Here is a 19436-nt window from a genome sequence, read left to right as displayed (position 1 = left end):
AGGCTTTTTCCCTAGGCCTGCCTGTGCCGCTTAGCGCACGATGCTGCTCTTCAGTTTCCCCGCGTCGGGAGCGGGGTGTTACCGGGCATTCGACCGGCCGTGGTCTCAGTCGATCTGGCACCGGCATGGAGGTGGACACACATTCTTCCGCCTCTCACTTTTTGACGAACTGGCTCAGATGAAGCTTCGCCTGCGCAAGCGAATGTTGATCGTTGAGCGTTGCATGGGTAGGAAGCCCGGCTTTCAGCACCCGGATATGGTCCGCGATGGCGTTGCGTCGCCATGGGCTGAGGGCCGAAATTTTCTCAATGTCGAACTCGGTATGCGGACCGATGATCACAGGGGCTTCCGGCAAGCGCTTCGCGACCTCGACGGGCCCTTCGGCTTCGGTCTTTTTGCGGAAAATGCCGGTGCCGAGCGCCTCATAGTTTTCGATGTCGCTGGGTGAGGTAAGCTGCTCTCGCGGGCGGTCGCCTCGATAGGCTTTCTGCTCAGCGGTCTCTTCAACCGGTTCGGATTCGGGCTCTACTTCGGCCGGTGCTGCTGCCACGGCGCGATCGGCCCGGTTCGCATATTCCAGACGATGCGCCGAATCGGCCTTTCCAGATGTAATATCGTCTTCCGTGAGCCCGAATTGGCTGAGATAGTCCTGCTGCCGGTCATTCATGTTATGATTCTTTCATCTTGTCGGTTTTCGAGCGCTCTACTTCGTCGCGATTGAGCCGTTCCAAGACCGCCTTACGGAGCCAGTCCACGCGGCTCTTGCCTGCCGCCAGTGCGGCTGCATCGATTTTATCGACGACGCCGGGCAGCAGCTTTAAGAGAACCGTGCGGCGGATAGTTTCAAACGGATGGCCCATTCAGCGGGGTCCCCCTTCCGAGCGGTTGAGCTTTTCGAGAAGCGCGAGCCGTAGCCAGTCCCCCCGATCGATATTGTCGCGGGTGCAAGCATCTGCAATGCGCCGCTCCATGGTTTCAGGAATCGCAATGGCAATTCGCTGGAAACCCTCTTGTGGGCGTGTCATTTGCTGGCTTCCTGATCGGCCAAAGCCTTTAGGATAGCTGCCGACAACCAATCCGGGCGGGATTGGATATTCTGACGCCGCATCGATTGCGCTATGGCGTGACAGGTATCCGGGTGGAGCCGAAACGACACGAGCGGCCATTCCTCTTTCTTCAGCATATCAATGCGAGCCTTCGTTCGCGGCCAAATCGCGCTCTATCGCTTCGTCACGACGGCGCTGGGTTTTCCTCAACGCGATAGCCTGCCTAATAATGGCCGATCGTTTATGGCCTGTGCGCGCGATCTCAGCTTCGATGAACTCCATCAGCGGGTCGGGCAGATGCACGACCACGCGATTCTTTGACACGCCATCATTGATCATCGCAAATTCTCCTGATAACCTTGACTGATCAGGTATTCCTTGATTGCGATCCTCACAACTTCTGAGAAGCTGATGTAGTTCTGACGAGCAAGGTCCTTCACGGCCGATCTATACCGCGCGGGAAGATACACGTTCTGAGACTCACCGGGCTCGATTACAGGCGGTCTGCCCATGCGCTTCTGCGGCATTGACTCTGTCTCTCATTGTTCGGGAGAAAAGCCGATTCGTCCCACGAATTGCGACTTTTGTAATTTTGAATAGTAAACAATGAAACAGGAAATGTCAATCTATTCTTGAAAGTGGCTCACTCAGTTTTAATCTGCACGAAGAAGGCAGGACTAAAAGGGGCCAATATGTCAGCACGTTGATTCTATTGTCTGCGCTTCTGCGCTCAACCCCCTATTCTCTATTGGTCAGCCGCAGGCCGGAGTTGGCGGGATTTGTATGGAATAGGTTGCAAGTCTTTATAGTAAAATGATGAGTGCAGAATGTTGGTTAGAGAATGAGTTCAGACTAAATCCAAACTATACAATGTAGAATTCAGTGACAATCGCCCTGAGAGGTCAAAATCTACTTTGGTGATACGTACGGGTTGGGACCACGGCGCGCCGATAGCTATTAACGACCCTGGAAATAGAGGAAGAAAAAATAGAAGGGGCGGCCCTACCCTGTCGGCGCTGGCGTCGGGGTCGAGGGGAACTGCGCTCAACCTTTTCGAACCACAAGCCGGGACAAGCAAAAGGCCCGGACGATTGCCGGGCCTTGTCGTGGATGATGGTGACATGGAAGGCTACATGCGCCAGTTCGCCAGCGTCTGTTCCACATTGGCCGGGTTGTCGCGCATGCGGATGACTGTCTGGCGCTGGAGTCCCGTGGCCTTGGCGATGGCGCTGGCACCGTTGCCTGTCGCCAGCATGGCCTGAACGGTCGTGTAGTCGTTACGGGTGAAGGTCGGCTTTCGACCACGGTACTTATCCGGAATGGCCTTCGCCGCCTCGATCCCGGCCTTTTGAGCCTCCTTCGTGGACTCCACTTGTGATTGTGCAGACGCAGCCATAAAGCCAATCATGCCGTCGCGGAATGCCTTCTGCATCGGGTCTTTGGTCGCGCCGTCGAAGGTCAAGTCACCGATCGTGGTCTTGATGATGACGCCTTTCTTCATGAACTCTCGGATGGTTTCAGTGATGTCCTCGTAGTTCCTGCCAAGCCGGTCGGTATGACGCACGACCAGCGTGTCCCCTTCGCGTAGGATGTCGAACAGACGACGCCCGCCTGGACGCTCCCTTAGAAGCGTACTGACGCCCGATACGCCTTCGTCGGCGATCACGTCTTCCTCGTTGAAGCGGTAGCCTTTGGCCTCCGCAGACTGGCGTTGGTGGCGGATGTTCTGGTCTACCGTTGAAACCCGCATGTACAGAACATTCTTACTCATGGAACGCTGACTCCTTGTCCAAAAAGATCATGTCCATATCTTGCATGTCCATAGGTGGGAGTCAACCCATATGGACGGGAAATACGTTGATTTTACAGCCTTTTTCGAGTGGACTCTGGACCATGGCCTATTGGACAGGCGATCGGGTACGTGGCGGGGGTGGTTGGTTGCAGAATGCGAGGTGTTTTTCGAGAGGTTGAGTGCAGAATGAGAGGGTCCGCGTTCGGGCCGGTGCGCGTTTACCTAACCAATCAAGGTTAATGCAGAGTATGTTATATTTACCACAGTGTGGTATAGATGATACATGCATAACCAATGGATTATGAATGGGGATCGGCAGAGGTTTGGGCAACGAATTTTCATAGGAGGAAAGATCGTCACGTTTTTCCCCGAAATCGCGCGATTTGAAGGCCTACGTCACCTTGGCCTCCTTCACCGATAAATCAGCCACAATTCCAGCTTCGCCAGTTGATAAAGGCCCCCACCTAGCACAATCCATATGACAGCGCTCATAGGCAGGAGAACGCCCCATTTAACGATAAAAAGCGCTACCGGTCGTTTCTCCAGCTCCAGTTCTTTGGGAAAGAGTTGGTCCCACCAATCTACTATCGAAGCAAGATAGAAGCTCAATACGAACAGAGTCATAAGGCAAAAGAGCAATCCAGCCAAAACGAAGCCTGCAATCGAAAGAATGGCCAGATTTGATCTGGCAATGTGGTCAATGAAGTTCTGAACGTTGTCACGGCCGCTGTGATCCCAAAGGGAATCCGGTAACTTGTCGAGGTAGTGGATTTTGAAGGCGGCCCAAAGCCAGATAACCATTCCCAAGCCAAGCGCACCCTTCAGCGTCTCGATAGCTTCACGCCCTGCCCGGAACTTCTCCCACGGCGTCAAATGGTCGTACATGGTCGCACCCCTTTTGGCTGAACAGTGCTAAGAATATCATGCCGACACTGAACTGATAGAAGCAAGCGACAAAGGTCCCAAAGAGGCCCTGTGGTGCTCCAATGCACAAACGGCGCTGGCTCTTCCCGTGACCTTTGAGACGGGTGTGGAGCAGCAATTGGTTCAACGCCACCATTGCTCCGCCGTGACGCGCTAGGAGAGAGGCTGCGTGAGGGTTTTATGCAGGCTCGCAGCATCGGCTCTAGCTGCGGCTCCGATGGGCTTGACTCGGCGGGTTGAGTGAGGGTGATGTAGAAAATGCACCAAAATATCGAAGTATCGACGAGGTCGGGCCGAAGGTACACGGCGGGGCAGGCCGCGTCGCCATCCATCGCCAGCCGTGACGCGAATAGGACTATGCAGGAAAAAGACATTCCCGCCTTTGTGCAATCCGTTGTCGATCTTGGCTGCAACATCTGCGCCGTCGGTCATTTTGGGTATGTATTTGGCGATGCTGATCTGTCGCCAGCACAACTCGATGCCATCGAGCCACAAGTCCGATGGATTGAGGAAACCTACGGCGAACGCGATCACCTCATGGCAGAGATAATCGCATACCTGCGATCGATCGGCCGCTATGTCGAGGTGCCGCAGCCAAGGGCTAATGATAGCCGCCGTCGATCATCGTCGCGGCGGCATCGGCGGGGGCCGTTCCAACGCATAGGATCGCGATAGACAATCTGGTTACATTGCTGAAAACGGCGCTCGGTAGGGATTGCTGAGCGGCTACACGCGCAAGTACGGCACGTACTGTCAGGCCGTACTTTCGGAGCAGCGCTAAGGAAGAATCTGGGTAGTGCTCAGTGTGAATTAGCCGGCCCATCCGAGCTTGCGGCAGAACTCCTCGCCCGCCCTGTTTGCTTCGGCAAAGGTTTTATAGGTGCCTGGTAATTCGTGGCGCACCCCGCGAAAATGCACGATACACCGTCCATTCTCTAAGCCGATGGTCATTCCCACCTCGTAAGGCATTCAATCCTCCCAATTTTTGTTACAAAGTCGCAGCTTCCTCTCCGGCGGAAAACGCACGACACAGACGACATTGGCGATCACGCCGGCGGGGCGCTTGTGGTCTGGCGCAATTGGCCGCCATAACGCAAAAAGCCGCGCGAATCGAAATTGCTTTCCGCAGGCGTGAAACTCATAAGTGAGAGGAGCATAGCCGATTGTGGAACCATTTGTGGACAATTGTGGAAAAGTGCGAGAAAAGTCCACAATTTATTTCTCAATAATTTCAAAGGCTTGCGAGTCAATTGTGGAAATTGTGGAAATTGTGGACTTATAGGAAGAAGAGACCCTGGAGACCGCACACAGACCCCGCCAGATGGAGAAATGCGCGCAAGACTCTACGTCAGATCATAAGACCCTCTCTCATCTGCCAGAAACGTCCACAATTTCCACAATTTCCACAATTGACCGCTATCCCATTGTTTTTGCTGACATCGCATTTTTGCGCTTAGCTCTTCGAAGTCCACAAATCGGCACGCGCCATTCCACAAATGGCGCGTGCCGTGGGTTGCCAAACCTTCTTGTCAGACTGCTTTTTTGCGTCGGGCGCGTGCTCGCTCATTCTCGGGTCTGGGCTTCGCCGGCTTGACAGCCTCGTCGTTCGGTGCCGGCGATGGCACTGCATCTGCATCTGCATCTGCATCTGCATCTGCATCTGCATCCGACTCGGGCTCAACCTTCTCAGTGCCCTCGGCTTCGAGCGTGTCTATTGCCAGATAGAAAGCCGAGACAACGCGATAGTTCTTGACCTTCTCGGCAGAACCGTCGCGCACTGGTAGCTCGTCGTGGAACAGGTTCTTCCCCTTCATTCTGAGGTAACCCGCGTCCCGGAGGTACTGTGCAATCTCGGTCTCGGAACAGATGTTGCCGGCCATACCGCGAAGCGCATCGGCATTGATGATTAGTTCCTCGCCATTGCGCGCCTTGTAGAAGAACCCAGCCCAAGGTTTGGTGACGCGTTCAACGTCGTCGCCAAGCGACGATCCTCCGAAGGCATCGGGGTCGAAGGACTCCCATCGGTACATGTCGACCTTTCGCCGGCGCGAGATCGAGGTGCGCAAAGCTGACAACACGCGATCGGCCACAGGCTTAGACGCATCGGTGACCCGGTTGTCACGTGCCCAGCGGATGACACGACCAACGCTGAACGTGGCGGGGATAATGCCAAGTTTTTTGCCGAGAATGCCGCCTAGCCAGACCCATGCCAAAGTTTCGAGCGATCTGGACTCCAGACCAAGGGCGTCCTTGCCGGCAAGCGCGGTCGTCAGCCGATCGGCCTTCTTCGCCAGCGCCTTAGGGTCTGCGTCCAACAGCGCTCTAACGATCTTGGGCAGCGCCCATCCGTTATGCCGCTCCACACCATACAAGCGCGTCGTCAGCGTCGTCGCCTCGCCCTTGGGGTAGTCCTTCACGCCGGCCACGTTGATATCGAGCACGCGGGCGTCGAAGCCCGGCGACACGTCAACGTCGGCATCCTTAAGCTTCTGTGCCCAAGGCTTTTCGTTTGCCAGCATGGCGAGACCGCCAAAGCGGCGTACCTGCCTTGCACTGCGGTTTTGCGTGGCCGCGATCTTGCCGGCGCCGGCTTCCATCATGAACACCAGTTCGTTGGCATGCTCTGCCTTCATGTGCTGGCCCTCGTCGAGGGCAAGCGTGTGTCCGGAGAGGTCCGGCAACGTCGCCTCGATACCATTCGAGGTTGCGCGCAGATTGAGATAGCCACCTTCGTCTGTCAGCGGACCTGACACGCTTGCAAGGAGCTTGGAGGCCAGACTCTTGCCACGCGATGTCGGGCCATGCAGAGACAGAATGCGAAAGCCGTTCGGGTGACAGCGGCCGAAGATCGGCCCGGCCAAGCCCATCATGATCGCAAGGGCAAGATGCTCGCGGCCTACGGCGTTCCCATCCCACACAGCGCCAATTGCGTCAGCCCAGTCTTCAAAGTTGCCCATGGGGCCGAAGTCCCGGCGCGTGGTCTCACGCATGCGCATGGTGAGCGTCGATGATTCTTCCGGCTTGATGGTCTCGCCACCGAGGGTCAGGAAGGCGTCATCGTGCCAACCTCGCCGGCTGACCCATTGCCCGGTTAGCGGCGGCTTGAGTTTCTGAAAAAGCCATTTGGTGCGCTCTTCGTCGAGGATGTCGAAGTTCATGCCGGCAAGACCTTGCACAACTTGGTTGCCGTAAGCATAGGCATCACCCCGCTCGATCGCCTTGACTTTGGTCTTCCCCATGGAAACAAACTTCAGGAAGAGCGTGGCGTTGTCGCCGCTGTCGTCCTCGAAATGGCCTTCAACCTCGAAGGCTTGGCAAACCTCATTTCCTTCACGGTCGATGATGACGGTCTTTTCCTCGTTCAGTCGGAATCCTGTGCCTTTCAGAAATCCGGTTCCGTCCGGGACTGCCTTGAACTCGATCGCCTTGAACAGGGATTCCAACTGCGGCTTTGGAATTTCCACCTTCTTTCCCAGCAGTGCGAGAATTCTCTGGCGGTCGAACTGCCCCATGTGAAGAAGCTGCTTGAGGATGGCGCTGATCTTGTCCGAGGCCATACCGACCACCGCCTTGTTGGCGAGGTCCATGGCTCTAGCAATGTCGGCCGTGGTCGCTGTGCCGCCCTCAATTACCTCTTCCTCGGCCTCCTCTTGAGGGGGCTGCTCTTCTGCCGTCGTCTCTTCGCCTTCTTCCTCCTCATCGGCTCCGCTGATGTCGTAGGCCGGATCAGTCAGAACGTCGTCGGTGAACCAACCGTCCACCATTGCCTTTTCAAGCATGGCCAAGCGATCGTGGCCGGCGCAGCTATCATGCGAACACCGGAACGTGAAGCTCTCGGCATCCATGCCGGCGTCTTGAATGAAGCAGCCGGGATCATCCGGATCGCCGGCATTGCTGTGGTCGTCGTCGAACGGGCATTCGACCGTGTACTTGCCGGGACCGGTCTCGACCCGGATGCGGTCATCGCAGTGATCCTTGAACACCGAACTGATCTGAAAACCATGCGCGCGTTCGGACGCCCATTTCTGGAGATGCAACCCCTTCTGCGGCGACAGGATTTGGCCACGGATTTTACCGCCCATGATGCTGGCGGCTTGGTCGAACGGGTCGGAGGATACGGTGCCGGTTACGGTCACGCGTGGCAGGGAGCGCCAGTCAAGCGCACGGCCGGCCGAGACGATGACACGGGCAGATGTGGAGCCCTTGGCCTTGGAAGGCAGGTAGAAGAGCCGGGAACAGTCTCTTGCCGCGCGATCGACGCTGATGCCAAGCAGGGAGCCCATGCCGAGGATCATATCACCCCATGCACGGATAGCATCTTTCTGAGCGCCTTCCTGCTCAGCGATGACGTATGGTTGTTCAAGGATGAACAGTAGACGGAACTTGTCGATCGGCCGGGTGGTGATGATCAACTGGATGCCGCTGGTCTCGTGCGACGTGTTCACCATCGAGACCGAAGCGACCACGTCTTCGGTGTATTTGCCTTCGTTTGTCAAGAAAAGCTTGACGGTCTCGACAGACGCTTCGGTCGGGTGCCCATTGTCATCTGCCCACTTGAAGAACTTGTCTTTCTTGACCTCCAGCGTCGTGGTGCCATGCGAGTGGGTGGTATAGGCGACGAAGAACAACCCCATGGTCTGGAGCTTGCGCATCGTGTCCTGCATCGACGCACCGGAATCGACATCGAGCCCCATCATGTAGAGCTTGGTGACGGCCTGATTCAGGCGTCTGCCGTCCACAAGCACGCCCGGCACAAGGCATGCGCCATCCTTCTGCCCAACGCGAATTTTGGACAGGTTAGAAATGAGAATGTCGCTGAAACGAAGTTCCGGCGACACTTTGAAAAACTTCTCTTCGCGTTTCTTGGCGACCGACACGAACAGCGGCTTGTCGAGTATCGCCTGCGGAATCTCCCCGTAGACCTCCGCATCGTTCAGAGTTTGCGTAGGCTCGCCGTCAATGGACACGACCTCGCTTTCTGCACTTGGCCCTAGGCCTGCGTCTTCGCTCAACCCTGTGTCTTCGACACCTAATGGATCGTCGTCATCGAACTCCTCCACCTTGCAGACCCTGAAATTCTCGCCGGGCTTCAGCGCCTCCAGCGCAGCCAAGTCATCCGCATGCAGCCCGTACTCGGCATAGGCCAGCGGCACGTCGTCATCCGTGTAGGCGTCGTCGGTATCGCTCTTGCGGCGTTTGGCGAGGAGCGTGGCCAGCCGATCGGACGACTTCATGGGATAGACAAGATGGATGCTGCCACCGGGGCCATCGAGCGCGTAGGAGGGCTCTGGAAGATCGGTTGCGGCATTGGCGCCGGCTTTGTCCTTGAACGCCAGCCGGAGCCCTGTGAGGGCTGCAAACACATGGTTGTCGCCGGCCAAGTGGCGGGCTTCATGGATAGCTGCTGCAATATCGGCAATTGGCTTGGTGACGATGCCCTCGCGTTTGCCCTCATCGTTGCGATGGAACAGTGTCACAGTCGAGGCACCCGGCAGCATAGCGCGCAGTTGTCGTGCGGCTTGCGAGGGCTCGAATGAATGGATGGAAGCGGATGGCTGGGTGGTGTTGGAGGCCTTGTTCTTGGCCGAAGGGGACTTGGACATGGTTTTCGTTACCCTAGATCATGACGCGCGAATCCGCTGGACGCACCAATGCGGCGCGCGCCTGTTAAGTCGGTGTCAGCGATCTAGGGGAGGTTTTTGCCGATCTCCGCGACGATACGCTAACGGGTGAGGGCGATCTTTTTGGCGACCCCGTCACCGAAAACTCGCGTACGTCAGCCAATACATGGCTGCGGCCGGTGCCCGATGGTGACGCCACCGACATTTCTGTCAGCGGCGTCGGGTATCGTGGCGGATCGGCAAGATTGGGTATGCGCTCGCTTTAATAATCAGTCAAGGAAATGGTGACAGTGGCTCACGACGAGTTAGACACGCTTGACAGACTGACCGCATATGCGGGACATTACCAAGTGGTAATCTCGCTCTATACTCGCATTCTGCTTTGGTAACTTTCAAACTTGACCGCATCGCATTCTGCGAGGTTCTGCGCTCATCCTGCTAAATCACCAAGCCGATCGACCATCAACGCTACCAAACCGCCGGCAGCCGATCGGACTCTCAGAATGCGAGGGTCTGGGCTTGCCTTTTGTGATACACGGTGTCATACAAAGACTCGAAGTCGAGCGGAAATTGTGTAGTAAAATCAATGCTGAATGTCGTTTCGGTCGAAATCCGCCTCTGGGCACCACTACTTCTTCACATAAAATCAACGGCTTGCGGTGTCGCCAACTTGGCGACTTACGGCATTTCATGTCGCGCCGTGTTGCGAACTGTTACCGTTGATTTTCAAGGGTTTCCTGCGACTGTCGACAACTCCACGCGACATGAGCACGCGTAAAGCGCGCCGATGTTGCTGTCCGATCAATCGGCTGCTCGATTAGCGAGCACGGACTGTAGGAAGCGAAGCGAATGAGGTCTGGTATGACTTTTGTAAGCGGGGCAAAGGCCATACCAGAGGATTCGGTCAGGCCGCCTCAACAGGGCGAACGATAGGCAAGTGCATCGTTGGTCACCGGCGAGCGCCGTCGCCAAACGCACTGATGAGCAGAGGCGAGCAGCGCTTTGTCTGATTGAGCCAGCCTCATGGCAAATGCTCGGTTTCAAATTTCATGTGCCCGCCGGCTTTACCGCTTTCTGGCAACCACCAGGAAATTCTGCGCAAGCTCCGCCGGAATCCTGGCACTTGCGCAGATCCTTTCAAACGGCACGATCAATATTTCGCAGAGTCTTGGCAGCAATTTCCCGGGTCGCGGCAAAAAACCGTACCCAACTATCCGCTCGACAATAAAGCCATTTGCAATGAGCGTCTGCTCGTATCCTTTAATGCTCAAAGTGTGGCGGACTGTCCCTCCTGCATAACGGTTCAGAATGCGGCAGACCAGCCCTATTGGCGAAGTCGCGTTCATGTGGATATTCGAGATTAGCAATCCACCTTCGTTCAAATGCGCGCTGATGGCCGACAGTGCATCCTTCCTGAGCTCATCTTCAGCATTGAGGAAGAATCTGAATGCCGTGACCACGTCGAACCTTTCGGCAAGCGGAGAGAACGTAATATCAGCGCGGACCAATTTCACGTTCTTCGGAACCCGTGCGCTAGCCAGCATAGATTGGGAGATGTCAACGCCGACGACTTCACCAAAAAATTGAGCTGCGATATTTGCTATGCGGCCTGTGCCGCATGCGAAGTCCAGGCATTTCCGGTTCGGCCCGCCGACGGGCAGGAGAATACGTTCGACCAAAGGCTTTTCGATACCCGACCACAGAGCTGCATAGTAGCCGGACCGGAACGTGTCGGAGTAATGGGCACCGTACCCATCCGTCTGGTGGCTTGCTCGGTAATCCCGACGAGCGGGTGCACGGTTCTCATGGACGCTGCCTAACGGTCGCCGCTGCGCCCGCAGAAATCTGCGAATGCCAACGAACGATCTCACCGTGAGCACCATGCAACTCGCGCCTCTAGTTTGGCCCGACGCATGCCGTCGCGGGCAATCCGTGCCCCACGATGCGCGCGACGACCTGTTCGAAATTGCGTGGGTCGAGGCCGTCGACACGCATCAGCGGCCATTTGTCTTGCAGGCATTGGCCGATCTCCCTCGCGATATCCGCTTGCTTCAGGCCCCTGACCACTCCGACTTCGAGAAGGCGCTCGAGGTACGGCTGCCGCGCATACCGCTCAATGAGGCGGTGGCGCAGCGTTTCCCCGGGCGCGTCGACTTGAATGAGGAGATCCGGTCGCGGCAGGAACGTCAGGCAATTACGAACCATGTCGATACTTGGATTTCGTGCCAACAGGACGAGCGCGCACAACGCCTGAACGATGCCCTCTTCGAAAATGAAGTACCCTTCTGAGGCCTGCGCCGTATTCCAGGCTTCGAAGAGCAAAACGACATCGATCTTCAGACGCAACGCCCATATTCGACTTTTTGGAGGGATCGATGCCAAAAGCCGCGCAGCGGCCCCCTCGCTCGGCGGGGTCGAGAACAAGACCGGACTCGCGGTGGCGAGCTTGTGCACCAGACGCTGGATGCCATGGCGTGTCTCCGGGCCTTCATCCTCGACCGAATCGACTTCGCTGCCGAAAGACACAAAATCAATCCGGCGATAGCCATTGACTGTCTTCACACGGATGTCGCGTTTCGCCAGCTCACGGCAAAGGGCGCGGAGAAGGGTCGTCTTGCCTGCACCAGGCGGACCGAACAACTCGATGATCATGTAGGGACCTCCCGAACAGGACGCAGAAAGATCGGATGAAGCGAGTTCGCCCGCTCCGGCGGTGTGGCGAGCGTAAACACTCTGGCATCAGCCTGGCCGAGTTGACCCCGCTCGCTGGCATCCTGCTGACGCCGCAAAAAGCTTTGGAGGAGATGCGATGCGGCGGGAGACTGCCTTTCCATGGCGTGCAGTCCCGCCTGTTGAGCCGCGACAGCGTTGCCGGTTGACTTGAGAACTTGCAATTGCTTCTCGATCGCCTGCGCTTGCGGCTGGTTGACACGCCTGTCGCTGTCGAACTGGCTCGTCGCCCGTGCCATCTCCTGATCGATCGAGCGCCCCACGGTTGCCCGTTGGTCGACGTCGGTCGTCGTGGCTTCCACGCGTGCGAGCCTCGACGACCCGACCCCGCCGCCTGCGCCAACACCTCCGTCGTCGCGCCGCTTGCGCCCATAGGAATATGGACCTCAGAAAGTCTCTAAATTGCCTGTGGATCGGAGCTTACTAGGAGTGCCGAACCATACCATCATCCATCTGAATGACTGTCGGCACCACGGCACGCGTGTTTGGACGCTGAACAGGGCAACGAGTTCAGGCCGAGCGGGCGCTTTTTGGCTTGACGCGACACAAACGCGACATTCGGCCTAAAATCTGAACAATATCAATCACCGAAAGCGGACTGAAAATCCGCGTGTCGGTGGTTCGAACCGCCTCTGGGCACCATTTTTTCCCTGTACGGCCCGGAGACATGGGTGACAGTTGTACCTAAGACATGGGTGACACCCTCGCGCCGATCGGATTGTCGATGGCGTGCAAAAATTATCTGGACCATGGCGCCAGCGGCTCCTGCTCGCCGGCCAAATGACGATGAAGAGCATCTTCGGCATCTTGGATCCCGCTCTGGCCATAACCGCTCTACAGACCGAGGGCGCAGCCGTCCTTGCGCGGTTCAGAACCGCCCAGCAGGGTCCCGTTTGCCCAATCGATGCGAATGGCCTGCGCACCGCCGATCGGGTCCGTGGCCGGAATGATTTCGAAACCGCGTCGGCTAAGTTCAGCTACGGTTTCGCCAGCGAGCCCGTGTTCGGCCTGGACGTTCATGGTGCCGCTGACGGGGGCGACCCGCGGCAGATCAATCGCCTCCTGCAGATCCATCCCGAAGTCGAGCACCTTCGTCAGCAGGTGCGCATGGCCCATTGCCTGGTAGTAGCCACCCATAACGCCGAAAGGCATTTCTGCCCGGCCGTCTCTCGCAAGCATCCCGGGTATGATGGTATGCAAAGGTCGCTTGTTCGGCGCCACTGCATTGGGGTGCTTGGGGTCAAGCGAAAAGCTTTGCCCGCGATTGTGCAAGACGACACCGGAGCGTGGCGAGACCAGGCCCGAGCCAAAGCTGTCGAAGACCGAGTTGATGAAACTGACCGCATTGCGATCCTTATCGACAACGGAAATATAGACCGTGTCGCTGTGCAGCGGCATATCGAACGCCGGCAGGTCCGCGCGGGCGCGCTTTAGGTCAATCATGCCGGCCAGACGATCGGCCCAGGCATTCGACAACATGTCGGCCACCGGGACCTCGGACGCATCAGGATCGGCGACGAGCAGGTCACGCGCGGCGTAAGCGAGGCGTGTTGCTTCGATTTCCAGGTGAAGCCGGTCCGCGGATTGCGGGTCGCCGTGCGCTTCGAAGCGCGAGAGGATGTTTAGAATGAGCAGCGCGATCACACCCTGGCCATTCGGCGGACATTCGAACACATCGCAGCCTCGAAACGCCGTGCTGATCGGGGTCACGTATTCGCCTGTTGCCGAGGCGAAATCTTCGAGTGTGTGCAATCCGCCGAGCCCACGAAGATAGACGACCATGTCGTCGGCCACAGGGCCAGTGTAGAAGGCCTCTCGTCCCTTCTTGGCGATCAGCCGCAGCGTTGCAGCCAACTCAGGCTGGCGATGCACTTCGCCAACGCCTGGCGCGCGGCCGTTTGGCAGGAAAATCCGTTTCGCGGCTACATCGGAGGCCAGAAGTTCTTCTTCCAACGCCCAGTCACGATGGACCCGCGGTGAAATGGCGTACCCTTCCTCGGCGAAACGTATAGCGGGGGCCAGGATTTGATCGAAGGGCATATGTCCATGATCAGCGTGCAATCTGGTCCAGGCATCGATGGCTCCCGGGATGGTGACGGAGCCAGGAGAATTGCGGGCCACCTCCGCCATGCCACGTTCGAGGAACCAGTCAATTGTGAGGGCGGCGGGTGTCCTGCCCGATCCGTTGTAGGCGATGACCTCGCCGGATCCGTTTCGCGACAGAAGAGCGAAGCAGTCGCCTCCAATGCCGGTCGAGGCTGGCTCGACGACACATTGCACCGCGCAGGCTGCGATGGCGGCATCCATGGCGTTGCCGCCGGCCGCCATGATCTCCACCGCCGTCAGGGTCGCCGACGGATGAGAGGTGGCGGCCATGGCCTCGCGTGAAACGACGACCGAGCGCGTTGGTTTCTCAAAATTTCGCATGCTATGCCCTTCTGATCGTGCTCAAGAGGCGGCGTCGCTCATCGTCGAGGGGCGGTGCCGCAGATGCCGCGACATCCAGTATTCGAGTGCCGCCAAGGCACGGATGATCGCGAAGTTCAAAGTGAGATAAATGGCGCCCGCGCAGATGAAGACTTCAAAGGCGCGGTAGGTCTGGGAGATCAATCCCTGGGCAATTCCAGTCACCTCCATCAAGGTCACGATGGAAGCCAGAGACGTGCCCTTGATCATCAGGATGATTTCATTGCCGTAACTCGGCAGCGCCTGGCGAAAGGCCAGCGGCAGGATTACGTGCCGATAGGTCAAATAGGTGGACAGGCCGACAGACCGGGCCGCCTCGACAAGGCCGCGTGGCACCGATTGAATCGCGCCGCGGAGGATTTCGCTGCCATAGGCGGTGGTGTTGAGTGTCAGCGCGATGATTGCGCACCAGTAGGGTTCGCGGAAAACGGCCCATAATCCAATTGCCGACAGTTGGTGCCGGAATTGACCAAGGCCATAATAGGTCAGAAAAATCTGCACCAGCAGAGGCGTGCCCCTGAACACGGCAACGAAGCCACGGATCGGCAAGACGACAAAGGGCGATTCCGATTGCTGGGCAAGCGCCAATGTGACGGCAAGAACGAAGCCGGCAACGATGGAAGTCAGGGCCAGTTCCATCGTGAGCGGCAGGCCGGCGAGTAGCTTCGGCAGGATTTCGAGGAAAAAACCGAAATCTATCATGCCGACCGGACGCGCCACGGCGCCTTCCGTTCCAGACGGTAAAAGGCGTGGCCCGTGACGGAAGCGATAGCCAGATAGAGCAAGGCTGCAGCAATGTAGAAGATGAACGGTTCACGGGTCGAACCTGCAGCGATCTGCGCCTGGCGCATCAGTTCAACGAGGCCGATTACCGATATCAGCGACGAGTCCTTCAGAACCAACTGCCACACATTGCCGAGACCTGGCAGCGCGTATCTCAGGAGCTGGGGAAAAATAACCTGTCGCAGCCGCTGCAGCCGGTTGAGACCAAGCGCGCAAGCGGCATCGTGCTGTCCCTGGTCGATGGCGAGGTAAGCCCCTCGATAGACCTCGGCTTGATAGGCGCCCGAGATGATCGCGATAGCCAAGGTTCCAGTGGCAAAGGCCGGAACGCCGACGAATCCGGACCCGCCCAGGCTATGACCAAGCGAGGTCAGGGCGACACTACCTCCATAGTAAAGCAGATAAATGGTCAGAAGGTCGGGCACGCCCCTGAAAACCGTGCAATAGCCAAGGGCCAAGAACCTCAATATTTTGGAGTTGCGGAGACGCCCGGCCGCTGCCAGCCCGCCAAAGACAGCGCCAAGCGCAAAGCCCAGCACAGACAGGAGCACTGTGACCGAGGCCGCCATGAGAAGAGCAGCCCCCCAACCTCCGTGCTGGAAACCAAGCAGCCGGAATACGTCAACCATTGATACCCCCGGCATTGATCCCCCCGGCAGGACGAACGGCTCAGCTCCGGAACGTGGTCAGGAATGGCCGTTCGCCGGCAAGCGCTTACTTGACTGGAGTGACGTCGCTCTTGAGCCATTTAAGCGACAGGGTTTTGATCGTGCCGTCGGCGGTCGCGGCGTCGATGGCGCCGTTGAGCATGTCTTTCAGCTTGGTGTCTTCTTTGCGGATACCGGCCCCGGAGCCAAGACCGAAGAGACCCCCGACAAACCCTGGTCCTGCAAGCGTATAGTCGCTGAACTCCGGCTTGCTCAGGGTGGCGGCCAGCGCTGTCTGTTGCGCGAAGAGCGCGTCGATGCGACCCGCGGCGAGATCGAGATCGTGTTGCTCGGTGGTCTTGTATTCGCGAATCTCGGCGACGTCCGAGAAGTATTTTTTCAGGAATTCCAGGTTCGCCGTTGCAGCCTGAACTCCAATGATCTTTCCCTTCAGCAATGGCTTGAGCTTGTCGATTGCCGCCTGCGCAGAGGCTTCATTGTCCAGCTTCAACCGCTCGTTGGAGATGCCGAGCTTGCCCAGTTCGCTATCCTTGGCGACCGCGAAACCTGAGGGATCCACGGCATACGGCTGGGTAAAGTCAATGATCTTCAGACGTTTTTCAGTGATGAACATGCTCGCCATGATCACGTCGAACTTGCCGACGGTCAGCGCGGGGATCATGCCGTCCCAGTCCTGTGCGACGATCTTGCACTCGATCTTCATTCGCCCGCACAGATCATTGGCGAGATCGACTTCGAAGCCGTCCAGCTTGCCGTCGGCTGTTGTGAAATTCCAGGGCGCGTAGGCTCCTTCGGTGGCAATGGTAATTGCCTTTGGTGTTTCTTGTGCAACGGCGGCCTGGACCAGGCCGAACAGGACCGACGCAATGGCTGTGATGCGGCTAATTTTCATATCATTCTCCTCTTTTTGCCGGTATGACAGTTCCCTTTCGTCGTGCCGGATTATCTTCCGGCTTCAACGAGTTAGACGGTATTCCCTAGCGGCGGCCGGGACTTGCGAAGTTGGCCAGAAGCGGCGCTGTCTCGACGATATGATCCCGCATGACGATCTCAGCCTTGCCGGCATCACCTGACCGCAGCACGTCGATCAGGATCTCGTGCTCGGCACGCGCGCTGGCGGGTTTGTCGACATAGTCGAACCAGATGCGCAGGTAGGGCTCGATCACGACGTGCAGGCTGGCGATCTGCCGGACCAGCTTGGGTCTGTTGCTCAATTGGCAAATCTGCAAATGGAAGGCCTGATGGCGCACGACCCAGTCGCTGCTGCCGGTCTGGCTGGCGCGCTCCATGCGGTCAAGCTGGCGTTCCAGTTCTTCAAGCACTTCGACATCGATGTGCGGCATGGCAAGCCTCACCGCCAGCCCTTCGAGCACCGAGCGCATTTCAAACGTTTCGTAGATCTCGTCGAGGGTAAGCCCGGCGACGATGCAGCCACGGTTCGGGCGAATGACCACAAGACCTTCCGCGGCCAGTTGGCGGAATGCTTCGCGAACCGGCATGCGGCTCATGCCGATTTCCGTCGCGATCTCTTCCGGGATCAGCCGGTCCCCGGCCCGATAACGCCCCATCCTCAGGGCCCGCTGAATGTGGCGATAAGCTTCCTCCTCGGCGGTCGCGATGCCCAACGGCTCGATTGCGTCAGCTGCCATGTCCCTGGTCCGATCAGAGCGTATCTGTGTATCCACTTATCCAGTTGTCGAAACCTGTGTCAAGCACCGATGCTTGGGCGCTTTAGAATTTCTCTTGTGAGAATAAGCACTTGGTAGGGGAAATCGGGTTAAGCACACTGTGATCAGCTAAGCCGCTGATCGGCCTACTTTTCAACATCCGGCAAAAAGGCCCGCCGCTCCATTTGCGAAGCGGCGAGGCCCCATATTCGGGGACGATGGCCGGGATTTCCCGGCATTGCCTGCAATGCAATTCAGGTGCCAGATTTGTTGATCCAAAACGGGTCACCGCACCGGGGCGCCAACGCGGACCTTCCGCGATCACGCTACTGCCGCGCTTTGCCATACCTGCTATGTTATTTTGCGGCGGACGTAATTTTTCCGCCTGGCCGGCGCCCCATCAGGCAACTTACCCCAACGCGCCCCCCAAGTGGCGCCGGCCATTTTCCCCTTATTGGGGCACGGGCGCGCCGATTCCGTTATGCGCTTTCGAGCTATGGCAATCCGCCGGCGAGCCGCTTTGTCCAGCCTGCAACCATCAGTCCGCACGCGATTCCCGCGCAGTCGGCCGCCCAGTCGAATAAATCCGGGTCGCGCCCTATCAGTTGCACGGCCTGAAGCCCCTCGATCGCCGCACCCGTGAGAACGAGGAGTACGATCAGCTTCGCCTTGCGTTCCGGCCAGCCGAGACTTCCGAGAGCCGCCAGGATGACGAAGGCGGCGGCGTGATTGAGCTTGTCGTGATCAAACGTGAAAGCCAGGCCAAGGCCCTGCAGGAGTTGCTCCGGCAGAAGGGCGAACAGCAGAACGCCGGCAAACGCGGCCGGAAAGGCAATCCTTGCCACGATCTGATAAGAATCCAGGCGCAACAAGGATAGAATGGCCTTTCGTCCGAAATCTGCAGGGAACACCGGCCGCTGAATCGAGAGCGAGCGCGGTGTCCAATTTCCGCCGTCGGGGCGTCCGGTGCATCGTCAGAATGAATGAATGCCTCGGGTCAGCCGCTGGCAGGCCGAACTGCTGGGGAGGGCTCTGCATGGTGTAGCTTCCGCGATCACGCAATTACCTGCTGCGCCAGCGCGGCTACAATCTGGCTGCGGCGGACCTGATTTCCGCTTGGCCGGCGCTGCGTCAGGGCACCTTACCCCATGCCACACGAAGCAGCGCCGGCCAGAATTCCATCGATTGCGTGATGACCGACCCGCGTCAAAAAAGCCCGCCGCCCTGTCGGACGACGGGCTCCGTTGCCTGGGCGCCAGGGCGCCACGGTAGCGACTGATGTTACTAGTGCTCCCGCAGGTCTCCAATATGCTTCCGCCGTATGGCGTTGCGCATCGGCTAAACAAACGAAGCCCGCGCCTCTGGCGGAGGGCGCGGGCCGATCGGGTTGCACCCGATCTGCAGCAGAATCCTGGGAGGTTCCCGCTGCTTAAGATAACAATTAGAGACTTCTAATGTTCCGCGCTAGGGGAAGATGCCGCTGCACCAGAAATCTGATGATGGTCGGCGCGATGATGATCGAGCCGTCAGTTCGTGCGCAAGTCGATCTGGAAAATCCGCTCGTCGAAGTGCCGCGTTTCAACGGCAAAGGTCAAAGCCACTTCAAGGACCAGACCGCCACGGTCGTCCCGGACCTTGACTGCAATCCTGCGATGAGGAAGGCCATCCCTGGCCATCTCGGCCAATGTGCGAAGGGCTTCTTTCCTGACCAGCGGGAGATCGTCATATAACGTTCCCTA

The 19436-nt window shown here is 57.9% G+C and carries 19 protein-coding genes; 1 reads left to right on the top strand and 18 read right to left on the bottom strand.

Features of this window, described 5'->3' with window-relative positions; translation table 11 throughout:
• Window positions 1–154: 154 nt before the first annotated feature.
• The 6 genes from NKI24_RS17970 to NKI24_RS17945 all read right to left on the bottom strand — a co-directional run bounded on the left by NKI24_RS17970 (window position 155) and on the right by NKI24_RS17945 (window position 3723).
• Complete coding sequence (locus NKI24_RS17970) at window positions 155–667, bottom strand: hypothetical protein (protein ID WP_352522706.1); 513 nt, start codon at window positions 665–667, stop codon at window positions 155–157.
• Between the two features lies 1 nt (window position 668).
• Entirely contained in the window at window positions 669–860 is a 192-nt protein-coding gene (locus NKI24_RS17965; protein ID WP_352522707.1) for a hypothetical protein, read from the bottom strand.
• Window positions 861–1166, bottom strand: a complete 306-nt coding sequence (locus NKI24_RS17960) for a hypothetical protein (protein ID WP_352522708.1) — start codon at window positions 1164–1166, stop codon at window positions 861–863.
• 18 nt (window positions 1167–1184) lie between these two features.
• Window positions 1185–1385 (bottom strand): ribbon-helix-helix domain-containing protein, encoded by a 201-nt coding sequence (locus tag NKI24_RS17955; RefSeq protein WP_352522709.1) that lies wholly within the window; start codon window positions 1383–1385, stop codon window positions 1185–1187.
• 790 nt (window positions 1386–2175) lie between these two features.
• Complete coding sequence (locus tag NKI24_RS17950; protein WP_352747081.1) at window positions 2176–2817, bottom strand: recombinase family protein; 642 nt, start codon at window positions 2815–2817, stop codon at window positions 2176–2178.
• Window positions 2818–3249: 432 nt separating this feature from the next.
• The gene (locus NKI24_RS17945; RefSeq protein ID WP_352747078.1) at window positions 3250–3723 is read right to left on the bottom strand and encodes a hypothetical protein; all 474 of its coding nucleotides are present in this window, start codon (window positions 3721–3723) and stop codon (window positions 3250–3252) included.
• Between the two features lie 396 nt (window positions 3724–4119).
• Between NKI24_RS17945 and NKI24_RS17940 the strand changes: the two genes are divergently transcribed.
• Complete coding sequence (locus NKI24_RS17940; protein WP_352747077.1) at window positions 4120–4437, top strand: Y4lK-related protein; 318 nt, start codon at window positions 4120–4122, stop codon at window positions 4435–4437.
• A 135-nt stretch (window positions 4438–4572) separates the two neighbouring features.
• Here the strand turns inward: NKI24_RS17940 and NKI24_RS17935 are convergent, their stop codons facing one another.
• The 12 genes from NKI24_RS17935 to NKI24_RS35965 all read right to left on the bottom strand — a co-directional run bounded on the left by NKI24_RS17935 (window position 4573) and on the right by NKI24_RS35965 (window position 19373).
• Window positions 4573–4731 (bottom strand): hypothetical protein, encoded by a 159-nt coding sequence (locus NKI24_RS17935; RefSeq protein ID WP_352747075.1) that lies wholly within the window; start codon window positions 4729–4731, stop codon window positions 4573–4575.
• Window positions 4732–5291: 560 nt separating this feature from the next.
• Complete coding sequence (locus NKI24_RS17930; RefSeq protein ID WP_352747073.1) at window positions 5292–9365, bottom strand: DUF927 domain-containing protein; 4074 nt, start codon at window positions 9363–9365, stop codon at window positions 5292–5294.
• Window positions 9366–10447: 1082 nt separating this feature from the next.
• On the bottom strand, window positions 10448–11266 hold the full coding sequence (locus NKI24_RS17925; RefSeq protein WP_352747070.1) for a class I SAM-dependent DNA methyltransferase: 819 nt from the start codon (window positions 11264–11266) through the stop codon (window positions 10448–10450).
• Window positions 11267–11279: 13 nt separating this feature from the next.
• Window positions 11280–12035: an AAA family ATPase gene (locus NKI24_RS17920; RefSeq protein WP_352698114.1), complete on the bottom strand. Its 756-nt coding sequence runs from the start codon at window positions 12033–12035 to the stop codon at window positions 11280–11282.
• Window positions 12032–12415: a hypothetical protein gene (locus tag NKI24_RS17915; RefSeq protein ID WP_352453410.1), complete on the bottom strand. Its 384-nt coding sequence runs from the start codon at window positions 12413–12415 to the stop codon at window positions 12032–12034. Before NKI24_RS17915 ends, NKI24_RS17920 begins: the two co-directional genes overlap by 4 nt.
• A 532-nt stretch (window positions 12416–12947) precedes the next feature.
• A complete protein-coding gene (gene ggt, locus NKI24_RS17910; RefSeq protein WP_352747066.1) occupies window positions 12948–14540 on the bottom strand; it encodes a gamma-glutamyltransferase in 1593 nt (530 codons plus the stop codon).
• Between the two features lie 21 nt (window positions 14541–14561).
• On the bottom strand, window positions 14562–15281 hold the full coding sequence (locus tag NKI24_RS17905; RefSeq protein ID WP_352453426.1) for an ABC transporter permease: 720 nt from the start codon (window positions 15279–15281) through the stop codon (window positions 14562–14564).
• Window positions 15278–15991 carry an ABC transporter permease gene (locus tag NKI24_RS17900; protein ID WP_502901469.1) on the bottom strand — a complete coding sequence of 238 codons (714 nt, stop codon included), beginning with the start codon at window positions 15989–15991 and terminating at the stop codon, window positions 15278–15280. Before NKI24_RS17900 ends, NKI24_RS17905 begins: the two co-directional genes overlap by 4 nt.
• Before the next feature lie 85 nt (window positions 15992–16076).
• Window positions 16077–16922 (bottom strand): transporter substrate-binding domain-containing protein, encoded by an 846-nt coding sequence (locus tag NKI24_RS17895; RefSeq protein WP_352747064.1) that lies wholly within the window; start codon window positions 16920–16922, stop codon window positions 16077–16079.
• Between the two features lie 85 nt (window positions 16923–17007).
• Window positions 17008–17679 carry a GntR family transcriptional regulator gene (locus NKI24_RS17890; protein ID WP_352747061.1) on the bottom strand — a complete coding sequence of 224 codons (672 nt, stop codon included), beginning with the start codon at window positions 17677–17679 and terminating at the stop codon, window positions 17008–17010.
• Between the two features lie 512 nt (window positions 17680–18191).
• The gene (locus NKI24_RS17885) at window positions 18192–18569 is read right to left on the bottom strand and encodes a VanZ family protein (protein WP_352747059.1); all 378 of its coding nucleotides are present in this window, start codon (window positions 18567–18569) and stop codon (window positions 18192–18194) included.
• Window positions 18570–19223: 654 nt separating this feature from the next.
• Window positions 19224–19373, bottom strand: coding sequence for a hypothetical protein (locus tag NKI24_RS35965; protein ID WP_502901470.1), 150 nt, complete (start codon window positions 19371–19373; stop codon window positions 19224–19226).
• Window positions 19374–19436 lie beyond the last annotated feature (63 nt).

Origin of the sequence: Mesorhizobium sp. M0701 (genome assembly GCF_040320365.1) — a bacterium.
GTDB lineage: Bacteria > Pseudomonadota > Alphaproteobacteria > Rhizobiales > Rhizobiaceae > Mesorhizobium.
The sequence above is the reverse complement of the archived record's forward strand: the minus strand, read 5'-3'. Positions and strand labels throughout refer to the sequence as shown.